Here is a 20660-nt window from a genome sequence, read left to right on the forward strand (position 1 = left end):
ATCGGCCTCCACCCACGTCGGTGAGGCACTCACCACAGACCGGCAGCCGGTCCGACTCCTGCGCGTGCAAGCCGAGCTGCACATGCGGCTTCAGCGAGTCCTCGGTCACCTGTGCGAGCCGGCGCACGGCTGGGTGGACAGCGCAGATGCCACCGGATGGCCGCCGCGAGGTGCAACTGCCTCGCCGCGCGCTGGACCAGCAGCGGTCACTCGGCGTGGGCCCACAGGACCTGAGCCGGAACCGCGACGTGGGGAACGAGTCTCCTGGTGGAGTTGTGATCTGGGTATGGGGCCCAGGCTGCAGTTGAGTACGTCCGCTCATTCCCGCAGGCCGCTCGCCGCCGACGATGTAGCTCAACATCGTTGAGACCGGGAGACCAACATGCTCAGCTGTATCGCCGGTGCTCTGGTGCCCGCGGTGGGACGCCTCTCGGTGAGCGCCGACGACGGTACCGAACTGGCGCCGGGCAGTATCCTCGCCGCGAACCACACCTCGCTCGCCGACCCCGCCGTCGTGCTCGCTGCTCTGCACCGCCTCGGTGTCGAGCCGGTCGTCATGGCTGCCGCCGGCCTGTGGCGTGTCCCGCTCCTGGGACACACTCTGACCCGCGGAGGACACGTCCCGGTGTTCCGCGGGACCCGGCGGGCTGCGGACGCCCTCGACCTCGCCGCAGCGGCCCTGGAGAGGGGTCGGCTGGTCCTCATCTACGCCGAGGGCGGCCTCCCGCGCCGCAAGGACGCCGCCGAGGCGGCTCCCAGTACCTTCCGCAGTGGCCTGTCCCGGCTCGCTCTCCGCACCGGCGCGCCTGTCGTTCCTGTAGGGCAGGCCGGGGCACGCCGGGTCATCTCGGGGAATGCTGCCAAGCAGATCGCGGGCCTGGCCACCGCGCCACTGCGCCGCCCGAATCTGCACGTCCACGTGGGAGTTCCGCTCGAGCTGACGGGTGACGGTGCCATGCGGACTGCTCAGGCCCGCACGGCAGTGACGGCCGCGTGGAGGACAGCGGCTGCCCACCTCGGCGAAGCCGCCGCGCTCGCTGCGTAGTTCGCGTCGAGTTCGAGGACGTTGCTGCACTTCTGGCTGCGCCGCGGCGTCGACGGCTTCCGGATCGACGTCGCCGGCGGCCTTGCGAAGCTCTGCCGAACCACCCTCCTCCCTGCGCCGTGCTTGGGGGCGTCAGGGCGCTTGAGCGCCATGTGGCAGGGAAGTCGGGAGTGTTGACATGGGCAAGTGGCATGGCGCCTCGATCGCGGTGACGGCTGTTGCTCTCCTCGCGACGACCGCGTGTGGAGGCGGGAAGAAGGCGGCAAGAGCGATGCCGCGCAGCCGGCGGGCGCCGGGGCCAAGCCCGCCGAGCCATAGCCAAAGATGTTGCTCGGTGTGACTGCGACCATGGATGATCGCGGCCGTGACAATCATCTTCGCCGTCATCACCGGCGCGATCTTCGCCTGGCTGGGCGGCATCTTCCTGGCGCCTGCGCGTCGTAAGAGCTGGGTCCGCAATCGATTCGTCCCCGAAGAGTACGGACTCGTGCCCCGGGACCAGTTGGACCCCCAGCGGGCAGGGCCGCCCGTACCCCCCTATCGGTTCAAGGAAATGCAGGCCGTCGCGGACGCGGCCTGGGAAGGGGACTGGCGCCCGGCGGCCGCGTATGTGGAGGCCGCGGGCGAGGACTGGGACGAGCGGTGGTCCCGGATGGAGCTGCTGCAGCAGATCGCCGACGAAGCGGACGCCTGGCTGGACAACTGGCGCGCGGTCCAGCCGGAGAACTGCGACGCCGCCACCCTGTACGCCCAGATGCTCCTCCACAGCGCCTGGGCGATCCGTGGCACCGAGTACGCACACAAGGTCCCGGATGAGCGGATGAAGCGATTCCGGGAGCTGCTCCCCGCCTCGATCACCGCTGCGAAGCAGGCCGCCGAACTCGATCCGCTGAACCCCGGTCCGTGGGTCGTCATGGTCACCGCCGCCCGCGGAGTGCAGTACTCGGGAGCCCAGTTCCGACCGCTGTGGGAAGGGCTCGTGGCGCGTGCCCCCTACCACTACGCCGGTCATTGGCAGGCCCTGCAGTACTGGTGCGCGAAGTGGTTCGGCTCCGACGAGCTGATGCTGGAGTTCGCCGAGCGTGCCGTACGGTACGCCCCGGCCGGAAGCCCGCTCGCCGGCATGCATCTGCACGCGCTGGACGAGCTCGAGAAGGGTTCCTCGGCCATACCCTCCTCCCGCAAGGCCAAGGAACTGCTCGAAACCGTTGCCGACTCCCTGAACCAGGTGCCCGGCGACGACGAACGCCTGCCCCGGCTGCGCCACAAGCTGGCGTACCACCTCGGCAAGGCCGGACTCCACGAGGCGGCACTGGAGCAGTTCCGCCGTATCGGCCCCTGGTGCGGCGCGGCGCCCTGGAACAAGGAGGCGGACCCGGTTGCCGCGTTCGAACTGGCCCGGGGCACCGCAGCGAAGAAGGCCAAGGGGAACCGCCCGACGACGTCAGGGGAGTGAGGGCGGTCCCGTCGCTTCTGACTCGTGACTCCGGACTCGTGACTCCTGACTCGTGACTCTGGACTCGTGACTCCGGACTCCTGGCCGGGAGCAACCTGCCTCCGATTGCGACCGGGACGGCCAGGCATGTCGATGTGACGGGCGTCACCATGGCTTGCGCTACGTGGGCGAGGGCGGCCGGATGTACGTTCCCCGTCAATGACTGAGGATCTTGTGTACGCAGGAGTCGCCGGGCAGGCCGCAGCCGTCCGTGCCGGTGATGTGTCAGCCCGTCAGCTCACCGAGCTGCTGCTCGCCCGCATCGAGAACCACGACGGCGCCCTCAACGCGTTCACCGTGGTCATGGCCGAAGAGGCGCTGGCCGAGGCCGCTCGGCGGGATGCCACACCAGTGGGCGAGCGGGGTCCGCTGCACGGGGTGCCGGTCGCCATCAAGGAGGAGAACGACGTCTCCGGTCACGTGACGACGTTCGGTACCGCCGCCAACACCCGGCCCGCGGCAGCGGACAGTGAGGTGGTGCGCAGACTGCGTGCCGCGGGTGCGGTCGTCATCGGCAAGACGAACATGCCGGAGTTCGGCCTGTTCCCGTTCACCGAGTCGTCGGCGCACGGCGCCACGCGCAACCCGTGGTCGCTGGAGCACTCACCGGGTGGTTCCAGCGGTGGCTCCGCGGTGGCGGTCGCGGCCGGTCTCGTTCCGGCCGCCATCGGCGGAGACGGCGGCGGCTCGATCCGGATTCCGGCCGCCTGCTGCGGACTGTTCGGGCTGAAGCCCACACGCGGGCGCGTCTCCACCTCCCCGCACCCGCACCTGTGGTGGGGGCTGGGCGTGATCGGTCCGCTGACGCGCTCGGTGCTGGACTGCGCCCTCGTCCACGACGCGATCCGGGGTTCCACGGCCGGGGACATGTTCCGCGCCGCCGAGCCGGCCACCTCGTTCGCGGCGGCCGCCGCGAGCGGACCCGGGCGGCTGAGGATCGGCTGGTCGACCAAGCCGGTCGCCCGTGGAGTGCGGCCGGCGGCCGAAGTGGTTCGGGCCGTCACGGATACGGCGGCGCTGCTCGCAGAGCTGGGCCATCACGTCGAGGAGATCGATCCTCACTACCCGGACCCGACGGCGGCGTTCGTGCCCCAGTGGTTCGCCGGGTTGCGCACCGAGGCCTTCGCGATGGACGACTACAAGCGGCTCGAGCGGCGGACCCGTGAGACGGTGCGCCTCGGTACCTGGGCCCGGCCGGGGGTCACGCGGTGGGGCATCGCGCAGGGCGAGAAGGTCGCAGCCAAGGCGAACCGGGTCTTCGATCGGATCGACGTGCTGCTCACCCCGACGATCGCGCGCCTGCCGCCCAGGACAGGGCAGCTGAGCGGCACCGGCACGGTCCGGGCCGTGCTGCGGGCGATGCCGATGATCGCGTACTGCGCGCTGTGGAACGTCACCGGCAACCCCGCGGCCTCGGTCCCGGCCGGGTTCACCAACTCCGGCCTGCCTCTCGCCGTACAGTTGGTCGGCCGCCGGGACGACGAGACGACACTGCTGTCACTGGCCGCTCAACTCGAGACCGCTCGCCCCTGGGCCGGAGACACCCCGCTGAGATCCTCCTCGTAGGAGCACTTGCCCGGGTTGGGCTCCGCGCGAGCTACCCGAGGGGGTGCGGGGGGCCCAGGTACGGGAACTCGGGCAGCAGGTCGGTATGCGGGCCGATGTGGTCCTCGGTGATCTTGCCGCCCGTGACCATGGCGAGGCGGGCGTCGGTCACGTCGTCCGTGAGGGTGCGGCCGTTGGGGTAGGCGATGGGCCGTTCGCGGTCGTAGTCGAGGATGTCGGGCAGCACGGTGCGCAGCGCCCGCTCGGCGCCCGCCCTGTCGTAGCCGCCGGTTCGGGCGAGGACCGCGGACCACGGTTCGAGGTATGTTGCCCAGTCGTCGGCGGGTTCGCCCGCGTTGTAGGAGTCCTTGACCTCGTTGGCGTTGAAGTACGCGGTGAGGGAGGGGTGGGCGCCGCGATCGACCGAGAGCAGCTCGCCGTTCTTGCGCACGCTGACGCGAGCCCACACGCCGATGGGGTCGTCGCCCAGGTCGGAGTCCGGCACCTCCAGGACGATGCCGAAGACGTTCTTGTCGGCGCCGAAGTCGTTGCCCGTCCATGTGAAGTCGTTGACGATGCCGTCGAGGTCCGCGAAGAACGGGTCGCTGCGCAGGCCGGCGGAGAACCGGTGCTCGCCGGACACGACGGGCAACGGCTCGGCCCCGAAGGCGACGGGGACCTCGGTGAAGAGGACCTCCCCGGCGGCCTCGTGATCGCGCGCCGCATCGCCGACAGCCCGCAGGACGGTCGCGGTCTGCTCACCGTCGAGTGGCTCGGAGAAGACAAAGCTGTACGCCACGTCGGCCCTGTGGTCGCTGTCGGTGTCCACGTTGATCCGGTAGACCGCGTCCGGGTGGAAAGCGTCGCCCTGGCTGGGGGCGAACGGATTCACGTTCATGATCAGGACGGTGCGACGGCCGCCCGGGGCCGGGAAGACGAAGAGATCCGTCAGGTCGAGGCGCGCGTCCCCTTTCGGGGAACGGAGGTCGGGCCCGCTGAGATGGTGCGACATGTCTCTCCCGGGTGGTCGTACGAAGGAATGCGGCAGCATCCCCAGTCGACCGCGTCCCGGCCCGGGGCGCGGCACGACAAGCCCACAGGCAGTAACCGGTTCACCCGTGGGAGGCGGGGAACCGGTTCAACAAGGCGTGCCAGGCGCGTCGCCGCTCTGCGAGCAGGTGGTCGATGGTATGGCGGCGGGCCGACCGCCCGGAGAGTCGTCACGCGTTCGGCGGAAGCGGGCTCGGCATTCGTCCGGGCGGGCGAGCACGCCGCAGATCTCCTCGCGGGTGGCCGCGTCCCCGGCCACGTACGGACCGGGCACGGTGGCGGGGCAGTCGTCGCCGGTGATGCGGGTTGCGCCGGTGCCGCGCACCGCTCACACGGCACCGCTCACTCGGCTCGCTCACACGGCACCGCTCACTCGGCACCGCTCACATAGCACCGCTCACACGGCCCGCCTCTCGTCGGCGGCCGCCCCGGTGAACCGGTTGGCGGGCCGGGGCAGGCCGTAGTGCTCACGCAGGGTGCGTCCGGTGTACTCGGTACGGAACAGCCCCCGGTGCTGCAGCTCCGGTACCACCTGGTCCACGAAGTGCGTGAGCCCGCTGGGCAGCAGCGGCGGCATGATGTTGAAGCCGTCCGCGGCGCCCTGGGTGAACCACTCCTCCAGCTGGTCGGCGATCTGCTCCGCAGTTCCGGCGAAGACGCGGTGCCCCCGCCCGCCGCCGAGCCGGGCGATCAGCTCCCGCAGGGTGAGGCCGTCGCGGCGGGCGAGCTCGGCGACCAGGGTGAAGCGGCTCTTGTTGCCGTTGATGTCCCGTTCCTCGGGCAGCTCGGGCAGCGGGCCGTCCAGCGGCAGACCGCTCAGGTCCGCACCGAGCATTCCGGACAGCTGAGCGAGGCCGTACTCGGGGATCTGCAGCTCGGTCAGCTCCGCCTCCAGGGCGCGGGCCTCTGCCTCGGTGGAGCCGATCACGGGGCAGATCCCGGGCAGGATCTTCAGCTCGTCCTCGGCCCGGCCGTACCGGGCCAGCCGGGACTTGAGGTCCTTGTAGAAGGCCTGGCCGTCGGCGAGGGTCTGCTGGGCGGTGAAGACGGCCTCGGCGTACTGCGCGGCGAACTCCTTGCCGTCCTCGGAGGATCCCGCCTGCACCAGCAGGGGATGGCCCTGGGGAGAGCGCGGCACGTTCAGCGGCCCACGCACCCCGAAGTACTCGCCCCGGTGGTCGATCTGCCGCACCCTGTCGGTGTCGGCGTAGATGCCGTGCGTCCGGTCGAGCACGATGGCGTCGTCGTCCCAGCTGTCCCACAGCTTGGTGGCCACCTCGACGAACTCGCGTGCCCGCTGATAGCGCAGGCCGTGCTCCAGGTGCTCGTCCTGGCCGAAGTTGCGTGCTTCGTCGACGCTGCCCGAGGTGACGATGTTCCAGCCCGCCCGGCCGCCGCTGAGATGGTCCAGGGACGCGAACTTGCGCGCGGTGTGGAAGGGCTCGTTGTAGGTGGTGCTGACGGTGGCGATCAGGCCGACGTGCTCGGTCACGGCGGCCAGCGCGGACAGCAGGGTGAGCGGTTCGAAGCCGCCGAGCGCGTTGTGCCGGATCTTGCCCCACAGGGCGAGTCCGTCGGCGAAGAAGACCGAGTCGAGTTTGCCGCGATCGGCGATCTGTGCGAGTTCCTGGAAGTAGCGCAGGTCGGTGACCCGTTCTGGCTGGGTACGAGGGTGGCGCCAGGCGGCATCGTGGTGGCCGGCGTTCATCAGGAAGGCGTTGAGGTGCAGTTGGCGTGGGCCGGAGGTGGTCATGGCAGTCCCGGGTGAGAGGGGGTGGGAGAGAGTGAGAAGAGCAGAACGAATGAGGCCGGGCGGGGCCGGTGTGTGCGTCGACGTATCCGCCAGAACCGCTCGGCGTCAGCCGGAAGCCGGCACGCGCCACGAGCTGAGCCGCCGTTCGACGGCCACCAGCAGCTGGTTGAAGATCACGCCGATGGCGGAGATCGTGATGATGCCCGCATACATCTGCGGAATCGCGAAGTTGTACTGCGATGCGTTGATCAGATAGCCGAGCCCTGCCTTCGCGCCGATCATCTCGGCGGCAACCAGCACCAGGATGGACACCGCTCCGGCCAGCCGGATGCCGGTGAAGATCGCCGGAACCGAGGACGGCAGGATCACCTTCTGGAACAGCCGCGGCGCGGACAGATTCACCGACTTCGCCAGCTTCACCAGGGTGGGGTCCGCGTTGCGTACCGCGCTGATGGTGTTGAGCAGGATCGGCCAGGTGCATGCGTACACCACGATGGAGATCTTGGAGGTCTCCCCGATCCCCAGCAGCAGCACGAAGACCGGCAGCAGGGCCAGCGCCGCGGTGTTGCGGAACACCTCCAGCAGTGGTCCGAGCAGATCCGCAACCGGCCGGTACCAGCCGATCAGCAGTCCCAGCGGTACGGCGACGGCGACGGCGAGACCGAATCCGCTGAGCGAGCGCACCAGACTGGCACCTGTGTTGTCGGCGAGCTGTCCGTCGATCAGCAACTCCCACCAGGCGAGCGCCACTTCGCTGAACGGCGGAAGGAATGTCCCGTCGACCAGACCCAGCCGGGGTGCGGCCTCCCACACCACCAGCAGTGCCACGATCGCGGCCGACTTCGTGGCAGCGGTGAGCAGCAGTCGGGCCGGCCGGCGCAATGGCCGGTGCAGCGGACGGCGGATCCGGTCGGTGGCCCGTCCCGGTCGGCGCCCGGCCCCGCCGGGCGTAGCCGTGGATGCGGCCGACGGCTCCGGGGCGGCGGCCTGCGTGGACTTCTCCGGAGTGGTCTTCTCCGGAGTGGTCTTCTCCGGCGTGACGGTGACGGTGGCGGCGGTGGTGTCGGTGGCAATGTCGCGACCCACCGCCGTACTCGTGTCGGCTGCGGGACTCATACGGCAGCACTCTCCTTCTCCAACTGCTGGGCCCTGGCGACCTCGTCGTGCAGCAGCTCCCAGATGCGGTGCCGGTACTGCGCGAACTCCGGGCTCGACCGCAGATCGTCCGTCGCCGCACGGGAGGCGAACGAGATGGGCACGACTTCCTTGACGCGCCCCGGCCGGGAGGTCAGCACCGCAACCCGCTGTCCCAGGTAGACGGCCTCCTCGATGCCATGGGTGATGAACACGATCGTCTTGCCGGTGCGCTGCCAGATCCGCAGCAGCTCGTCCTGCAGGGACTCCCGGGTCTGTGCGTCCAGAGCCGCGAAGGGTTCGTCCATCAGCAGCACGTCGGGGTCGTACGCGAGGCTGCGGGCGATGGCGACCCGCTGACGCATACCGCCCGACAGCTCGTGCGGATGCCGGTCCTCGAAACCGGACAGGCCCACCAGGTCCAGATGAGCCCTCGCCCGCTCCGCCCGCTCCCTGCGGGGCACCCCGGTCGCCTCAAGACCGAACTCGACATTGCCCAGGGCCGTGCGCCATGGCAGCAGCGCGTACTGCTGGAAGACGATGCCCCGGTCGACGCCGGGTCCGGTGACCGGTTCGCCGTCCAGCAGGATCTGCCCGGCCGTGACCGGTGTCAGGCCGCCCAGCAGATCCAGCAGCGTCGATTTGCCGCAGCCGCTGGGACCGACGACGACCACGAACTCGCCTGCCTCGATGCGCAGGTCGATGCCGTCGAGCGCGGTGAACTCGGTGGTCCGCCGTGTGCCCGTGAGGTGCTTCGTACGGTCCTTCGCACGGCCCGTGGTAGGGCCCGTGGTACGGCCCTTCGAGCGGCCTTTCGTGCGGTCCTTGACGGGAAACGTCTTGCGCACCTGCTCGAACACGATCTTCGGTGTGTTGGGTTCGGTCATGAGCTCAGCTCCCGCTTCCCTTGCCGTACGCGTTGAACTCGTTGGTGTAGAGGTCGGATGCCTTGATCCGGTCCCCGTTGACGTCGCCGCGCTCGCCCAGCCAGTCGATCCACAGCTGGAACTGCTTGTCGGTGATCCGGCCTCCCGTCTCGGCGACGCCGAAGGACTTCCAGTGCTTCAGGGCGGCGGTGTCCTCGTTGCGGCCCCGCTTCTTCACGATCTCGGTCATCCGGGCCACGACGTCCTCGCGCGGAGTGGTGCGGGCCCACTCGATCGCCTTCGCCCCCGCGGTGACGAACGTCCTGGCCGTATCGGGATTGCGCTTGATGAAGCGGTCCGTCATGACGTACGTCCCGGCGCTGAAGGAGCCGAGCAGCTGATGGTCGGTGAACAGCGGGCGGATGCCCCCGGTCGCCAGTGCCTTGTCGCGCAGGATGCCGCCCAGGACGGCGACATCGATCTGCCGCCGGCGCAGTGACTGTTCGGTGTTGACGGGCGGGACCACCAGGGATTCCACCTTGTCGATGTCTCCTTGGGCCAGTCCGTTGCGCTGGAGATAGATGTCGAGCATCGCCTCGGAATGCGCCCCGAGCGTGTTCATCCCGACCTTCTTGCCGAGCAGATCACGGGCCGATCGGATCGGGCTGTCCGCGAGCACGTAGTAGCCGCTGTAGGCGTACTGGTCGGAGCCGTAGTAGCTGATCACGGCCTTGATGGGGGCCTTGCCCGCGGCCAGTTTGACGACCGCGCCGTTGAACGCCCCGCCGAAGTCGGTCTGGCCGGTGGCGGCCGACTGGATGTCCTGCGGGCCGCTGATCGTGTTGCCGATCCACTGGAGCTTCACGTCCCCGAGGAAGCCGAGGTCCTCGGCCAGTTCCGGCAGCGTGACCTGGCCTGCCCATCCCTGGTACTTCAGGGTCTTCGTCCGTGCCGAGCCGGAGGCGCCCCCGGCGGTCGCCCGGCCGCAGCTCACCGCGGCCGCCGAGATACCGAGCAGGGTGAGGAACCGGCGTCGGGATGTCGCTGTCAACGTGGGCATGGTGGATCCCTTTTCGCGATGGGCTGGGCTGGGCGGGGCGGGTAGCGGCGGGGTGTTGTGCCGCGCTAGGAGGCGGCGCTGAGAACAGAGGCAGTGCTGAGGGCAGAGGCGGTGCTGGAGACGGAGGCGGTGCTGGGGACGGAGGCGGCGGGCAGCGCGTCGACGAAGTCGTCGACCGCCCGGAACAGTTCCCCTTCCGTGTCGGGCTGGAGCCGGACACCGCCGCCGGGCCGGCGCTCGATCGCCGTGTCCAGCAGAAACCGGCCGGCGACGACATGCCGCGCGCCGAGCGCGGACAGCACCGGGCGCAGGGCGTAGTCGATGGTCAGGACCTGGGCGAGACTGCCGCCGGTCGCGATGGGCAGCACCGTCTTGCCTGCCAGACCCGCCTGCGGCAGCAGATCGAGGAACGACTTCAACAGGCCCGTGTAGGAGGCCTTGTACACGGGGGTGGCGATGATGAGACCGTCGGCGGCCTGCACCTCGTGCAGCGCCCGGCGCAGCGCCGCATGGTCGGTCCGGCCGGCCAGCAGCTCCGCCGGCGGAAGGTCCCGTACGGCCAGATGGCCTGCGTCGAGACCGGCCCGGGACAGCCGCCGGACGATGTGGTCCAGCACCAGGGCGGTACGTGAGGTGGCGGAGGGGCTTGCGGATATGGCGAGCAGTGTGGACAATACGGTCTCGTTGAAAGGGTGTTCGTTCGGTACGTGGGCGCGTCGAGGGAGCGCCGGAGCGCCGGGACCGTCTCGCGGGTGTCAGCCGCCGGCCGACGCGCCCGACGCGATGCCGAAAGCCGGGTCCGGCACGCTCTCCGGTTCCAGCAACTGCGAGGAACGGCCGTCCACCCCGACCGGAACATCGCCGTCGATGGTCACGCGCCGCAGCTTGCGCTCGTGGCCGTCGGAGTCGTCCACGCCGTAGTGCTGGGTGGCGCGGTTGTCCCAGATGGCGACGTCGCCCTCCTGCCACTGCCAGCGCACGGTGTTCTCCGGGCGCTCGACGTGCGACTGGAAGAGGTCCAGGAGAGCCCGTGAGTCCGCGCCGGAGAGACCGGTGATGCGCTGTACGAAGTTGCCGAGGAGCAGGCCGCGTTCACCCGTCTCGGGGTGGACCCGGACGACCGGGTGCTCGGTGCGGAACGTGGTCGAGGTGAAGACCTCGTGGTACTGGGCGATCGCCTCCGGCAGCGCGTCGGGGCGCAGCGCCACGTAGTCGTAGTCGTTGGAGTGCACGGCGCGCAGACTCTCGGCGAGCGTGCGCAGCGGCGTGGGAAGGTCCTCGTACGCGGCGACCGTGTTCGCCCACAGGGTGTCCCCGCCGTAGGGCGGGATGGTCACGGCCCGCAGGATGGAGAACGCGGGGTAGGCGGGCACGAACGTGACGTCGGTGTGCCACTGATTGGCCCGGCCGCCGTGGTCGGAGTCGATCCCCAGGGAGTAACGCCCGTCGGCGGACGGCACGGTGGGGTGGGCGACCGGCGTTCCCAGCAGCCGGGCGAAGCCCTCGTGGCTCTCCTCGTCGAGGTGGTCCTGACCGCGGAAGAAGACGACCTTGTGTGCGAGCAGCGCCTCGCGAACGGCCGCCACGGTCCCGGCCGGGAGGTCCGGGCCGAGACGGACCCCGGAGATCACGGCGCCGAGCCGGCCGCCGGCCTTCCGTACGACGAGCTCCTCGGCGGTGCGGACGTCGGTGGTGGTCGCTGAAGTCACGGTGTGCTCCTTTCTCACCGCCTTCCGTGACGGCCTGTCGGCGCGATGCCGGGGGGCGACAGGAAGGCGGCTGCTGATTCGTTTCGCAGGGGAAGGAATGTGATGTACGAGCGGCCCGGCAGCACTGGGCAGGGAGAGGGCCGGACCGACGGGGCGCGATGCTCAGGCGCGGGGCATGGCCGTACAGCGGCTCGTACACGCCTGCGGCGCAGTGCGCCGGCACGGGTCGTGGAGCCGCACAACGGGAATGCTCGTCGTGGACATGGCTCGGAGCGTGGCAGCGGCCCACCGAACCGGTCAAGGGCGGGGGGAGGCCTGTCGGGTGGGTCGCCACCGGTTGAATCGGAGCCGGTACGGCACTCCGTACGGCGGCGTCCCGGGGTCCGCCGCACTCGCTCTGAACTGCGGCTTCTCCTGCCGACAGGGCTGCGCGCGCAGGTGTGCGACGGCCCCGCCGGAAGCCCGCGTACCGGCCCCGACGATTTCACGCCACCGCAACGCCCCAGCCATGACCGGAAATGTGGCGTCCGACGCGGTCGCCTTGGGGCGCGGCGGTGGGCGGCAGGGCCGGCCGCTTCTTCGCCCCTGAGACCGAGCCTTCGCCTCTGAGCCTTCGACCCGGACCCCGAGCCTTTGCCACTGTGCCTTCGCCCCTGAGTCTTCGACCCGGGCCTGAGTCTTCGACCCGGGCCTGAGTCTTCGACCCGGACCCCGAGCCTTCGACGCACCGCTGGAACCGGGCAGGACCGACCGGCACCCGTCGTGCCCGACGGGTGCCGCCGGACAGCTCTCAGCGCCGCGGGATCGACGGAGCCGCCGGGGCCGGTCCCAGGGTGGTCGTGCCGGGGGCTGCCCGGTGCCCCAGTCCTGTGCGGTACGCGTCCAGCGCGGCATCGGTGCGCCCGCCGCGCCGCAGCAGGTCGCCCAGCAGACGGCACAGGTCGGCGAGGTCGCCGCTGGCCCCGCTGCGCTCCAGCAGGGCCAGCGCCAGGACGTAGTGCTCCTCGGCGGCTTCGGCCTGCCCCCGCTCCTCGGCGATGAGCCCGAGCAGCCGGTGCGCGCCGCCCGCATGCACCGCCCCGTGCCGGTCGCCCAGCTCCAGGAGTGCCGAGAGCAGGCCGGCCGCCTCGTCGAGCCGCCCGAGGCGTCGCAGCACGTCGGCCAGCTCCACCTCCACCTGGGCGGTGTAGAGCACGGCGCGCTTGGCCGTCAGCATGTCCCGGGCGGTGCGCAACTCCTTTTCGGCGAGGGTGAGTTCGCCGTTCTGTGCGTGGACGTAGCCGCGCATCCAGTGACAGTGCGCGAGATCGGTCCGCAGCCGCAGCTGCCGGTAAATCGCCTGGGCCTTGGCGAGCGAGGCATCGGCGTCGGCCGTGCGCCCTTCGGCGAGGAACGTACGGGCCACCTGCCGATGCATACCCGCCACCAGCGCCGGGTCGTCGACCTGAGGTGCCAGGGCCAGGGCGAGCTCGGCGGCGTGCGCGGCGCGGGCATGGGCGCCCATGTCGATGTACGGGCCGATCACGGCGGCGTACAGCAGTACCAGCGCCTCGGGGTCGGCCAGACCGCTCGCGCCGAGCTCGTCGATGGTGGACTCGAGGAGATAGCAGGCGTAGCGCAGCTCCCCGGCCAGGAGGTGGGCGATGGCGCGGCCCCGGATCGCGCGGGCCCGGCGGGGCAGCGGTTCACCGGCCAGGAGTTGTTGTGCCGCCTCGAAGTGCCGTCCTGCGTTGGCCAGTTCACCCGTCTCCAGTGCGCATTCGCCCAGTCCGAGCAGCGCTTCGGCCTGCTCGGGAGCGAGGTCGAGATGTTCCGCGTCGGTGAGGAGCCGGCGGTAGCGGACGGCAGCCTCGTCGGCGGAGCCGGTGGCGAGCTGCTGCTGAGCGTCGGTGAGGGCGAGCCGCAGCTCGGTGGCCAGATGGGCGGGGCGGCCGGTGGACAGCTCTTCGAAGGATGTGCCGAGCCGCTCCGCGAGGAAGCGCAGCGCGGTCTCGGAGGGCCGGACCTTGCCGGACTCCAGTGTCGAGATGTACGCGGGGGTGTAGGAAGGTTCGGCCAACTGTCGCTGCGTCAGCCCGCGTTCGTTGCGCAGGCGTTGCACCCGAAGGCCGATCTCGGCCGGTTCGTCCATGGGAACCCCCTGTTTCTTGAACTCCCCAGTATTCAGGGGCAGTAGGGATTGCGCACCTTCCGTGCCTCCACCTAGGTTAAGCAATCCGTTCAGCATGCTTATGTATCCGCTTAACTTGCTTGGCAGGGGGAGAATTCCATGCGTTCAGCTCGGCGCGGAGCCATGGCGGTGGCAGGCACGGCCGCTGCCCTCACAGTCGTACTGGCCGGCGCACCCGGCAGCGCGTCCGCCGGTCCCGTGGCACCCGCCGGACCGGCGACCGCGGCCGAGGCGGGGCCGGCATCCGGGGTCGAGGTCGAGATTCCCGGGCCGGAGCACGGTGCAGCCGCCGGATCCGGCCACACGCATGTACCGCAGGAGGGCCGGAACCAGCCGTCCTCGCGGCTTTCGGCGGCCGAGGAGGCCGCTGACGGCGAGGTCACCAAACTGATCGACAACGGCTCCACCGACGACCGGCTGGACATCGTCGTCGTCGGGGACGGCTACACCACCGCCGAACTGGCCCAGTTCCACACCGACGCCAAGAAGAAGTGGGCCGAGCTCGCGGCCGTCGAGCCGTACACGACGTACCAGAGCCTCTTCAACGTCTGGGCCGTCGACGCCGTCTCGAACCAGTCCGGCGTCTCGGGCGACCCCGGTCCGGACGTCGTCCGGGACACGGCCCTGGGCTCGTACTTCTGGTGCGACGACATCGAGCGGCTGCTGTGCATCGACCAGGACAAGGTCGACGCGTACGTGGCGAAGGCACCGGAGGCCGACCTGGTGCTCGTACTCGCCAACAGCGCCAAGTACGGCGGCGCGGGCTACAACGAGCCGAGCGAGACCCTCGGCTACGAAGGGATCTCGACCGCCTCGGCGGCCAACGAGAAGTCCGGCCAGGTCGCCATCCACGAGACGGGCCACTCGCTGGGCAAACTCGCCGACGAGTACTACTACCCGGACTACCCGGGCTACGAGGAGTACACGGGCCCCGAGCCCGCCGATTCCAACATCTCCGTACTGGCGGCCGAGGACATGGCAGGGCAGCGGGCCAAGTGGCACCGCTGGCTCGGCGAGGAGTCGCCCGACGGCGGCACGGTCGGCACGTACGAGGGCGGGGGCTACTACGTGAAGGGGCTGTACCGGCCCACCGACAACTCCCTGATGCGTTCCCTCGGCCAGCCCTTCAATCTGCCCGGTGTCGAGGCGATGATCGCAGGCTTCCACCGGCACGCGAGGCTCGTCACCGCGGTCACCCCGACGAGTCGCACCCTCCGGCCGGAAGACACCGCGAAGGCCGCCGTACCCCGGCTGACGGGCGCGGACGGGCGTCAGCTCAGGATCCGCTGGTATCTGGACGGCAAGGAGTTGAAGCCCTTCGCCGGCCGTACCCGGGTACGGGTGTCGGACCTGCTCCTGCGGCTGCTCGACCTGCGCACGCACACGTTGTCGGTCACCGTCGAGGACCGTACGCCCTCAGTGCGGGATCCGAAAATCGCCGGGACGCTGAAGTCCACCGTGAGCTGGAAGGTCCGGCTCTGAGGCGTCGGCCTGAACAACGAGGTGAGATCGTCACATGGCTGCGCCATCGCGCGGCCGCCCTGGTGGTGGCCGCTCAACGCCCATGCAGGCAGGGGCGTACGACATGGCCTTGCGCCGTCCCGGTCGGACGGTCGAGTACCGGCAGGACCGAGCAGACCCGGCCCTGACCCCTTCCCCGCCCCGACCGAAGTCGGCGCCCCGCTAGGGTCGTCCACACCACGGCGATCATCGTCATAGGGGGAGATGCGGGGCATGGGTACCGACTCGACAACCGGGCGGCAACCTGTCGGTGCGGGTGCGGGTGCGGGTGCGGGTGCGGGAGCGGGCAGGATGTGCCGGACGGCGGCGGCGGCTCTGCCGGAGGGGCTGTCACATGGTCCGAGCCGGCGGTTCCTCAGCGAGCAGGGGCTGCCCGAGGCTGCCGCCGACCTCGACTTCGGCGTCCTGCGCAGCGGCCGACTGGAGCCCCTCACCAAGGGAGAGAGCGGCGACGTGGTCGCAGACGGGCGGCTGCTGGTCCTCGGTGAGACCGACTACTGCGGTAGCCGTGTCGTGCTCGACGGCGTGACCGGCGAGGTGTACCTGGCCGATCGATCCGGAAGTACGCACCCCGAGCGGCCCGGAGAGATCCGCCGCGACCTCCTCGCGTCCGACCTGACCGCCCTGTCGGGGCTGCTCGCCGCGGCCGAGGCGGTGTCAGGCGCGGTGCCGCAGGACGACGCGTACGGCAGCCGCCGAGGGCCCGCTGCCGTCGCCGAGGTGATCGAGGCCGCGGAGCGACGCATGCGCGCCGCCGACCCGCAGCTGTTCGCCACCGACACCCCTCCCGCGCACTGGGGGACCTCCGTGCTGGTGCGTTCCCTGTCGTGGGGTGCCCGGCCCGGTCTGCCCGACGGTCTTGCGTACGAGTTCGGCCCGGACCTCGTGGAGGAGGTCGCCGCACTCGACGGCGAGGGCCGCGTGCGCCGCTACCGACCGGAGGAACTCCCGGCCCAGCTCACCCATGGGCCGACCCGGCGGCTGCTCACCGAGCTCGGACTGCCGCTCGATTGTGAGCTCTTCGGCGCCTTCGACGAGCCGCTGCGCACCATGGCGGAACACCCGGACGCCTTCGGCGGCACAGCAGAGCCGGACGGACAGGAGTCGGACGCGGGCCGTGCGTACCAGCGCGACTACATTGCGATCGGATGGTGGCCCCATGATCTCGTGATCGCGCTCGACGGCGCCACCGGCCGGCTGGAGCTGCCGGAGTGGTACGGCGAGGGCGAGCCCGCGGCCTATCTCAATCGCGACCTGTCGGCACTGCTGTACGCCTGGTGGGTCTACGAGCGGATGCGCGCCGAATGGCGACGCTGGGACTGCGGGATCAACTGCGAGACCTGGCGCGTGTACGACCCGCTCACCCTGCTGCACACGCGTGTCGACGAGCTGGTGGAGGCCGTCGACCCGGAAGCGTTCCGGACCTCACGCCACTCCTGGCGCATGCTCGCCGAGGACCCGTACACCGGCGGGCTGCTCTCCCAATAGCCCGGAAAGCAGGGGCATACGGAGGCATGCGGGGGAGGGGGATCGGTGTGCCGGACCCCTGTCGGCATGTCGGCATGTCGGCATGCCGGGCAGTTGGGGCCGGGCCGTCGGCCCGGCCTCCGTATCCAGCGGCGGATCCGTACCGGAGGCGAGGTGCTCGTCAGTGTGTCCGGGGCTGTGTCGAAGGCTCGGCGCACGCGTTGGCGCGCCACTATGGGTCCTGCATCGGTGGCACTCCACCGGATGACGCCACAGAGGCATGCCGGACGACCCGGCCCGGCCGACGAAGGAGTCCGGACGTGCGGGAACTGGAGATCATCGAGGCGCCGTCCGTGCTCGGGCTGCGGCCGTCCGGCGTCCAGGACCTGCCGACGGCTCTCCTCGATGCCGGTCTGCCGGCGCACCTCGGGGCGCGACGGGCGGACCGGGTCGAAGCGCCGGCGTACGACCCGGCGCGGGACCGTGACACCGGGATCCTCAACCCCGTCGGTATCGCGCGGTACTCCGTCGGACTCGCCGACGCGGTCGGCGGTGTCCTCGACCGTGGCTGCTTTCCCGTGGTCCTCGGGGGCGACTGCAGCATCCTGCTCGGAAACCTCCTCGCCCTGCGACGCCGCGGTCGCTACGGCTTGCTGTTCCTCGACGGCCACACCGACTTCTACCAGCCGTCGGCGGAACCGACCGGCGAGGCGGCGTCGATGGAACTCGCCCTGGCCACGGGCCGCGGCCCCCGGCTGCTCACCGACCTCGAAGGCCGCGGGCCCCTGCTCCGGGACGAGGATGTCGTCGCCTTCGGCTTCCGCGACTCCGCCGAGTCCACGCAGGCAGGGATGCAACCCCTCCCGCCACAGCTGCACGCGATCGACCTCGACGGCGTGCGTGCGGCCGGTGCTGCTGAGGCAGCCCGCGAGGCGGTCGGCCGACTCGCCGCCGGCAAACGCGCCGGGTACTGGGTCCACCTCGACGTCGACGTCCTGGACGACGCGATCATGCCCGCCGTCGACTACCGCCTCCCTGGTGGGCTGACCTGGCAGGAACTGGAGAGCGTGCTGCGGACGGCGCTGGCCGACGAACGGGCCGTCGGCCTCGACGTCACCATCTTCAACCCCCGGCTCGACCCCGATGGGAGCATTGCGGCCCGCCTCACCGAGTGCCTGCGCCGAGGGCTGTCGGCGCGGCCCGACCGCAGCAGGTGAACCGGACCCCGGCCCGCCGTCGGCCTGGCGCCTGAGAGTTGACGATCGGCTACCGGCGCTCCGGGGCTCCGGTGCTCCTGAGCTGCGGCGCTCCGGGGCCCGGCAGAGGGCGTGACAGCGATGGCGTGGTCACGCCATGGATCGCAGTCTGCGTGGCCAGGCGAGTCCGGCCGAAAGAACCAGGCTTGTCCGGCCGGGAGGGGTGGCAATGTGAGGCCATGGACTTCACCGCTCACTTCCGTCGCGAGACCCTGGCGTTCGAGGCCGCCGCCCGTGAGGCGGCCCACTTCGACGATGCGCCGTTGGTCCCGTCCTGCCCCGGCTGGTCGATGTCCGACCTGATCGCGCACCTCGGCGGCGTGCACCTCTATGTGAACCACATCCTCAGGGATCTGCTCCGGCAGCCGCCGGACCTCGCGGACGTCTTCGCCGGCCTGCCCGCGGACCGTAAGGGCTGGCCGACGCCGGAAAGCACGCCACCGCATCGAGGACCGGTGCCGGAGAGCCTGATCGACGCCTACGCGAAGGGGGCAGCCACGCTGGAGTCGCACTTCAGGAACAGCCCTCCTGACGCGGCCGTGTGGACGTGGTCGCGCGAGCAGACCGTCGGATTCTGGCTGCGGATGCAGACCATCGAGGCCGCGGTGCACCGCTGGGACGCCGAGGCCGCACTCGGAGTGCCCCAGCCGGTCGACACCGAGCTCGCGGAGTACGCCGTACGTCAGAACTTCGAGGTCATGGCACCGGCACGGCGCTCCAGGAAGCAGGCCCCGGCCGGAACGGGCGAGCGCTACCGCTTCCGCCGGACCGACGGCACGGGCCGGTGGACGGTGCACCTCGACGGCGACGACGTACGGCTCGACGCCGACGACGACGGACCCTGCGACGTCGAGCTGTCCGGCACGGCGTCGGACCTGATGCTGTTCCTCTGGCACCGGATTCCCGCGGACCGCCTCGACGAGGTGACGGGAGACCGGGGCGTGCTCGACCGCTACTTCACCCTCGTGCCGCCCGAGTGACGTGTCGGCCGGTCGTGGCGGGAAGCCGAGGATCATCCCGAGCCCTGGCCCCAGCCCAGCCGCGGCACGATGACTTTGCGCCGGGCCCGGAGTCCAGCCCTTGACCGTACATTTTGAGAGGGTGGATACATGGCCGATCTGCGCGACACTCTGGAGAGGCACGTCAGCAAAGGCCTGGTGCCGGAAGCGGTGGGCCTGGTGCCGGGAGCGGTGGGCCTGGTGGCCCGCGGTGACCGGATCGAGGTGGCGGCCGTGGGATCCGTCGACGTCGAGGGCACCGCCCCGATGGCCAGGGACTCGATCTTCCGTATCGCCTCGATCACCAAACCCGTCGTCGCCGCGGCGGTCATGATGCTGGTCGAGGACGGCCGGATCGCGCTGGACGACCCGGTCGGGCCGTGGCTGCCGGAGCTGGCGTCACCGAGCGTCGTCCGTACGCCGGCCGCACCGGTCGACGACGTGATCCCGGCGGTCCGGCCGATCACCGTGTTCCATCTGCTCGGCTCCCGCGCCGGGTACGGCTTCCCGTCCGACTTCTCACTGCCCGCGGTCGCGCCGCTGTTCAGTGAGCTGAAGCAGGGACCTCCGCAGCCGCAGACCGTCCCCGCGCCGGACGAGTGGATGGCGAGGCTGTCCCGCATTCCACTGCTGCACCAGCCGGGCGACGGCTGGTTGTACAACATCAGCTCCGACCTCCAGGGAGTGCTGATCGCCAGGGTCACGGGACGACCACTGCCGGAATTCCTGTCCGAGCGGATCTTCGAGCCGCTCGGGATGTCCGACACCGCGTTCGCGGTACCGGCCGCCAAGCTCGACCGGTTCACCGGCTACTACCGGACCGGTACCGAGGGCGGACTCGAACTGGTCGACGCCGCCAACGGCCAGTGGAGCAGGCCGCCGGCGTTCCCGAGCGGCGCCGGTGGGCTGGTCTCGACCGTCGACGACTGGCTCGCCTTCGGCCGGATGCTGCTCGCCGAAGGGACGGTCGGCGGCCACCGGCTGCTCACGCCCGAGTCGGTGCGGCAGATGACCACCAATCACCTGAGTTCGTCCGAGCGCGAGTCGGCCGGCTTGTTCCTGGAGGGGATGGGCTGGGGTTTCGGCGGGGCGGTCGATGTCGAGGCCGTCCAGCCGTGGAGCGTGCCGGGACGCTACGGCTGGGTCGGCGGCACCGGAACGACAGCGCACATCACACCCTCCACCGGGACGGTCACCATCATGCTCAGCCAGCTGCAGATGGGCGGGCCCAGTTTCCCTGAACTGATGCGGGACTTCTGGCGGTACGCGGCCGGCGTCTGAGGCACGGCCGAAGTCCCTTCACGGGCCCGCGTCACGGGCGCGCTCTTCCTTCCGCAGTCGGCTGTGGCGGGGTGGGTGTCGCAGACAATCGGGCCAGGGCCGCAGCCCAACGGAGGGTGCGTATGCGTGCGCCCGCCCCCGACGGGGGCCCTACGCACCCATCACCTGCACTGTTGCCGACCTGGCCAGGATCGCCGGCGTGCGTTGGCCATCGAGGAATGCTTCCAGACCGGCGGCCGGGATCGCCGACAAGCGAACCCGGCCCTACCGGCCACAGACCAACGGGAAGCCTCCCCAACCCGACAGGGCA

The 20660-nt window shown here is 70.6% G+C and carries 16 protein-coding genes; 8 read left to right on the top strand and 8 right to left on the bottom strand.

All coding sequences use genetic code 11. The features are described 5' to 3' along the window. Positions 1 to 382 precede the first annotated feature (382 nt). From ACWGI8_RS03575 to ACWGI8_RS03585, 3 genes are all read left to right on the top strand, one after another. A complete protein-coding gene (locus ACWGI8_RS03575; RefSeq protein ID WP_453658306.1) occupies positions 383 to 1045 on the top strand; it encodes a lysophospholipid acyltransferase family protein in 663 nt (220 codons plus the stop codon). 364 nt (positions 1046 to 1409) lie between these two features. Then, the gene (locus ACWGI8_RS03580; protein ID WP_453658308.1) at positions 1410 to 2501 is read left to right on the top strand and encodes a hypothetical protein; all 1092 of its coding nucleotides are present in this window, start codon (positions 1410 to 1412) and stop codon (positions 2499 to 2501) included. Positions 2502 to 2699: 198 nt separating this feature from the next. Then, positions 2700 to 4106: an amidase gene (locus tag ACWGI8_RS03585; RefSeq protein ID WP_453658310.1), complete on the top strand. Its 1407-nt coding sequence runs from the start codon at positions 2700 to 2702 to the stop codon at positions 4104 to 4106. Positions 4107 to 4137: 31 nt separating this feature from the next. On the opposite strand, the gene ACWGI8_RS03590 is transcribed toward ACWGI8_RS03585, so the two are convergent. From ACWGI8_RS03590 to ACWGI8_RS03625, 8 genes are all read right to left on the bottom strand, one after another. Further along, complete coding sequence (locus ACWGI8_RS03590; RefSeq protein ID WP_453658312.1) at positions 4138 to 5097, bottom strand: DUF4331 family protein; 960 nt, start codon at positions 5095 to 5097, stop codon at positions 4138 to 4140. A 435-nt stretch (positions 5098 to 5532) separates the two neighbouring features. Then, positions 5533 to 6888, bottom strand: coding sequence for an LLM class flavin-dependent oxidoreductase (locus tag ACWGI8_RS03595; protein ID WP_453658314.1), 1356 nt, complete (start codon positions 6886 to 6888; stop codon positions 5533 to 5535). A 105-nt stretch (positions 6889 to 6993) separates the two neighbouring features. Continuing rightward, positions 6994 to 8004, bottom strand: coding sequence for an ABC transporter permease (locus ACWGI8_RS03600; protein ID WP_453658316.1), 1011 nt, complete (start codon positions 8002 to 8004; stop codon positions 6994 to 6996). Further along, entirely contained in the window at positions 8001 to 8909 is a 909-nt protein-coding gene (locus ACWGI8_RS03605) for an ABC transporter ATP-binding protein (protein WP_453658318.1), read from the bottom strand. The genes ACWGI8_RS03600 and ACWGI8_RS03605 overlap by 4 nt, the downstream gene beginning before the upstream one ends. 4 nt (positions 8910 to 8913) lie before the next feature. Beyond that, entirely contained in the window at positions 8914 to 9948 is a 1035-nt protein-coding gene (locus tag ACWGI8_RS03610; protein WP_453658320.1) for an ABC transporter substrate-binding protein, read from the bottom strand. A 65-nt stretch (positions 9949 to 10013) separates the two neighbouring features. Further along, positions 10014 to 10622, bottom strand: coding sequence for an NADPH-dependent FMN reductase (gene ssuE, locus ACWGI8_RS03615; RefSeq protein ID WP_453658322.1), 609 nt, complete (start codon positions 10620 to 10622; stop codon positions 10014 to 10016). Between the two features lie 81 nt (positions 10623 to 10703). Continuing rightward, on the bottom strand, positions 10704 to 11657 hold the full coding sequence (locus ACWGI8_RS03620) for a TauD/TfdA dioxygenase family protein (protein ID WP_453658324.1): 954 nt from the start codon (positions 11655 to 11657) through the stop codon (positions 10704 to 10706). Between the two features lie 790 nt (positions 11658 to 12447). Continuing rightward, the gene (locus ACWGI8_RS03625) at positions 12448 to 13788 is read right to left on the bottom strand and encodes a helix-turn-helix domain-containing protein (protein ID WP_453658326.1); all 1341 of its coding nucleotides are present in this window, start codon (positions 13786 to 13788) and stop codon (positions 12448 to 12450) included. Between the two features lie 138 nt (positions 13789 to 13926). Here ACWGI8_RS03625 and ACWGI8_RS03630 point away from each other — a divergent pair, with 138 nt between their 5' ends. The 5 genes from ACWGI8_RS03630 to ACWGI8_RS03650 all read left to right on the top strand — a co-directional run bounded on the left by ACWGI8_RS03630 (position 13927) and on the right by ACWGI8_RS03650 (position 20350). After that, entirely contained in the window at positions 13927 to 15309 is a 1383-nt protein-coding gene (locus ACWGI8_RS03630) for a M64 family metallopeptidase (protein WP_453658328.1), read from the top strand. 252 nt (positions 15310 to 15561) lie between these two features. Continuing rightward, on the top strand, positions 15562 to 16836 hold the full coding sequence (locus tag ACWGI8_RS03635; protein WP_453658330.1) for an SUKH-4 family immunity protein: 1275 nt from the start codon (positions 15562 to 15564) through the stop codon (positions 16834 to 16836). A 299-nt stretch (positions 16837 to 17135) separates the two neighbouring features. Then, positions 17136 to 18032: an arginase family protein gene (locus tag ACWGI8_RS03640; protein WP_453658332.1), complete on the top strand. Its 897-nt coding sequence runs from the start codon at positions 17136 to 17138 to the stop codon at positions 18030 to 18032. 218 nt (positions 18033 to 18250) lie between these two features. Continuing rightward, entirely contained in the window at positions 18251 to 19051 is an 801-nt protein-coding gene (locus tag ACWGI8_RS03645) for a maleylpyruvate isomerase family mycothiol-dependent enzyme (protein WP_453658334.1), read from the top strand. Between the two features lie 129 nt (positions 19052 to 19180). Then, complete coding sequence (locus ACWGI8_RS03650; protein ID WP_453658336.1) at positions 19181 to 20350, top strand: serine hydrolase domain-containing protein; 1170 nt, start codon at positions 19181 to 19183, stop codon at positions 20348 to 20350. Positions 20351 to 20660 lie beyond the last annotated feature (310 nt).

The sequence above is a fragment of the Streptomyces sp. NPDC054841 genome, assembly GCF_053611045.1.